Genomic DNA, 3,282 nt, shown 5'->3' with positions numbered 1-3,282 from the left:
CTATGGCGGTGCCGCGCTGCACGACAACAAGGTATGGCTGCGCAAGCCGCAAGAGTTTGGCGTTTGATCCCGCGATCTGGCCCAAGCGCCTGCCGTCGCGGCCGCCAGCTCCCGCGTCTATAGAGACGCCCTGACTGTTGCGACGAGGGAGGATGTCGTGAGTAAGATATCGCTTCTGGGCATTCCTCATGACGGGAATTCGTCCTGGCTGCGCGGTGCGGCCGAAGCGCCGCCGCTGATCCGGCACGAACTCGCCAGCGATGCCTACAGTTCATGGTCGGAAACCGGCTTTGACCTCAGCGACCGCTTCATCGATCACGGCGACATCGATTTCACGCAACCCGGCGATCCGTGGGAGCGGATCGAAAGCGAAGTCGGCCGCGCGCTGGATGCCGGCCATCCGCTGATCTCGCTCGGCGGCGACCATGCGATCTCCTGGCCGGTGCTGCGCGCGGTACGACGCCGTCATCGCAGCCTGACGATCCTGCATATCGATGCCCATCCCGACATCTACCATGCCTATGGCGACAATCCGCGCTCGCACACCTCGCCCTTCGCGCGCATCATGGAGGAGCGGCTTGCCGACCGGCTGATCCAGATCGGCCTGCGCACCATCAACGACCACCACCGCGACCAGTTCAGGCGCTTCGATGTCGAGGTGGTGGAAATGCGGCATTTCAAGGAAGGGCTGCGGCTTGACCTCAAGACGCCCGTCTACGTCTCGATGGATATCGACGCTCTCGATCCGGCCTTCGCGCCCGGCATTTCCCATCGCGAACCAGGCGGCTTCACCACTCGCCAGGTGATCGGCCTGATCCAGGGAATCGACCAGCCGATCGTCGCCGCCGATGTCGTTGAATACAATGCGAGCCAGGATCTCTCGAACCAGACCGCTCTGGTCGCCGCCAAGCTGGTGAAGGAGATCGCCGGCATGATGCTGCAGACGAATGGCGCGCCCGTTGGGTGAATCAATCTTGCAAAACGTTGTTCTAGCTGGTTGTTCCGACTCGTCTTTCCCATTGGAGCCGCAATGCCGAAGCCGCTCAAGATAGCCATCGCTGGCGCGCTCGGCCGCATGGGCCGCCAGATGGTGGAAGCCGTTGCGGCGGATCCGCGCCTCGAACTCGCTGCCCGCTTCCACCGGCTTGGCGCCACCGGCGAGGGGCTGGTCGAGCGCGACGAAGCGCTGGCGCTCGCCGACGTCATCATCGATTTCACCACTCCGGCCGCGTCGGCTGACTTCGCCGAGGCTTGCGCCGTGCGTGGCGGCCCGGCGCTGGTGATCGGCTCGACCGGCTTCGACCCCGCCGAGCTTGCCGCCATTGCCGCCGCCGCGAAGACGGTCGCCATCGTGCGTTCCGGCAATTACTCGCTTGGCCTCAACGTGCTGACCGGGCTGGTCGAGCAGGCGGCGCGCGCGCTCGGCCCCGACCACTGCGACATCGAGATCTTCGAGGCGCATCATCGCGCGAAGGTGGATGCGCCATCGGGCACGGCGCTGATGCTGGGCGAGGCGGCCGCACAGGGGCGGGGCATTGCGCTGGGAGACGTCGCCCGGCGCGGCCGCGACGGTGTCACCGGTCCGCGTCCGCCCGGCGAGATCGGCTTCGCGGTGATGCGCGGCGGCAGCATCGTCGGCGAGCACAGCGTCAGCTTCCTCGCCGACGGCGAGGTGCTGACGCTGTGGCATTCGGCGGGCGATCGCTCGATGTTCGCCCGCGGCGCCATCGCCGCTGCACTCTGGGTCGCCGGACAGCCGACCGGCGAATACGACATGCGCGACGTGTTGCGGCGTTGAAACTGCCCCGGTCGAGAGATTGGCCGTCAACGACGATTTTCGCCAAGATTGTTCCCCGAGGCGGCGGGCTTGTCCCGCCGCCTCGCCTTGCGCAAGCCTGAATCAAATCGGCAAGGTTCGGCGCTATCGCTTTGGTCGGATTTTGTCTTTGGGCTCCGCGCGCGCCAAGGGTCGCGCTGCCGTGGAGGCCGCTAGCTCAGCTCTTTCGGCCTGATGCAATGCGTCAGCCGCGCGCCACCGAAGCCGAGATCCGCCCAGTCTCCATCGAGGACAAAACGGGCCAGTGCCGCCGTCGGGAATTTTTCCTCGAGCTTCCTCAGCGCCTGGGCATCTGACCTCGAACTGGCGAGCCGGCGCGCGAACTCCTCCAGCCCGGGATTGTGGCCGAGCAGCAAGAGACTTGCCGCGCTGGCCTTGCGCACCACGGCCAACACATCCTCTGCCGCTGCCTCGTAGAGCGCATCGGTGAATTCCGCCGGCACGTTTCGTGGCAGTTCGGCCGCGACCAGCCGCCATGTGTCGCGCGTGCGCAGCGCGGCAGACACCAGCGCCAGATCCGGCAACCAGCCGCGCCGGGAAAGCTCCCGTCCCATCAGCGGCGCCGTCTTCAGCCCGCGCGAGCTGAGCGGCCGGTCGAAATCGGCAAGCTTGGCATCGTCCCAGCTCGACTTGGCGTGGCGCAGGACGAGGAGTTGTCTTGCTTTCGCCATATCACCATTCCCTGTCGCCACTGCCTTTCAAAATAACGTCGAGACGTCGCGTGCGCCATGCACGATACGCACGATCTCAATCCGTTCCTTGGCGAGGCGATGGAGTATGAGATAGTTGCCGACGCTCGGCGCTCCGGTTTCGGCACCAACGTCAGGTCGTCGCGGTCCGGACTCGGAAAAGTGGCAATATTTGCTACCAGCCTCAATCCCTTACGGCGTGATCCGCGCCAACTGCTCGAGATCGCTTTCCTCGCGCAGCGGGTCGGGCGCCATTACCACCGAGGTGCCGTTGTCGGCATCGTCGGCGAAATGGGCGAGCACGGTGTGGCCCTTCTCCATGCGCGCCTTGCCTTCGGCGACGAGACCGAGCGCCAGCGGGTAGAGCCGGTGCTCGGCCTTGAGCACGCGGGCGGCGAGCGTATCCTCATTGTCGCCGACCATCACCGGCACGGCGGCCTGCGCGATGATCGGGCCGTCATCCATGTCGAGCGTCACGAAATGCACCGAGCAGCCATGGATGCGAACGCCGGCGCGCAGGGCGCGGGCATGCGTATCCAGGCCCTTGAAGGCAGGCAAAAGGGCAGGGTGGATGTTGACCACCCGCCCCAGCCATTTCTCGACGAAGCGGCCACCCAGGATGCGCATGTAGCCGGCCAGCGCGACGATTTCGGCGCCGAAGCCGGCAAGGGCGGCATCGATCGCGCCGTCATTCGCTTCCTTGCTGCCATAATCCGAGCGCTGCATCACCTTGGTGCCGATTCCTCGCGCGGCCGC

The 3,282-nt window shown here is 65.9% G+C and carries 4 protein-coding genes; 2 read left to right on the top strand and 2 right to left on the bottom strand.

The genetic code is table 11. From position 1 onward, the window contains the following. Window positions 1-157: 157 nt before the first annotated feature. On the top strand, window positions 158-967 hold the full coding sequence (locus EN738_RS32705; RefSeq protein ID WP_127287170.1) for an arginase family protein: 810 nt from the start codon (window positions 158-160) through the stop codon (window positions 965-967). A 63-nt stretch (window positions 968-1,030) separates the two neighbouring features. After that, a complete protein-coding gene (dapB, locus tag EN738_RS32700; protein ID WP_127287169.1) occupies window positions 1,031-1,798 on the top strand; it encodes a 4-hydroxy-tetrahydrodipicolinate reductase in 768 nt (255 codons plus the stop codon). Window positions 1,799-1,989: 191 nt separating this feature from the next. Here the strand turns inward: dapB and EN738_RS32695 are convergent, their stop codons facing one another. Together EN738_RS32695 and purN are read right to left on the bottom strand one after the other, a co-directional pair. Beyond that, window positions 1,990-2,508, bottom strand: coding sequence for a histidine phosphatase family protein (locus tag EN738_RS32695; protein ID WP_127287168.1), 519 nt, complete (start codon window positions 2,506-2,508; stop codon window positions 1,990-1,992). Window positions 2,509-2,718: 210 nt separating this feature from the next. Continuing rightward, window positions 2,719-3,282 (bottom strand): phosphoribosylglycinamide formyltransferase (purN, locus tag EN738_RS32685; RefSeq protein ID WP_127287167.1); only part of this gene is annotated, 564 nt, incomplete at its 5' end.

Source organism: Mesorhizobium sp. M4B.F.Ca.ET.017.02.2.1 (assembly GCF_003998955.1).
Lineage (GTDB): Bacteria > Pseudomonadota > Alphaproteobacteria > Rhizobiales > Rhizobiaceae > Mesorhizobium > Mesorhizobium abyssinicae.
This window is presented reverse-complemented; position numbering and strand designations above follow the sequence as displayed.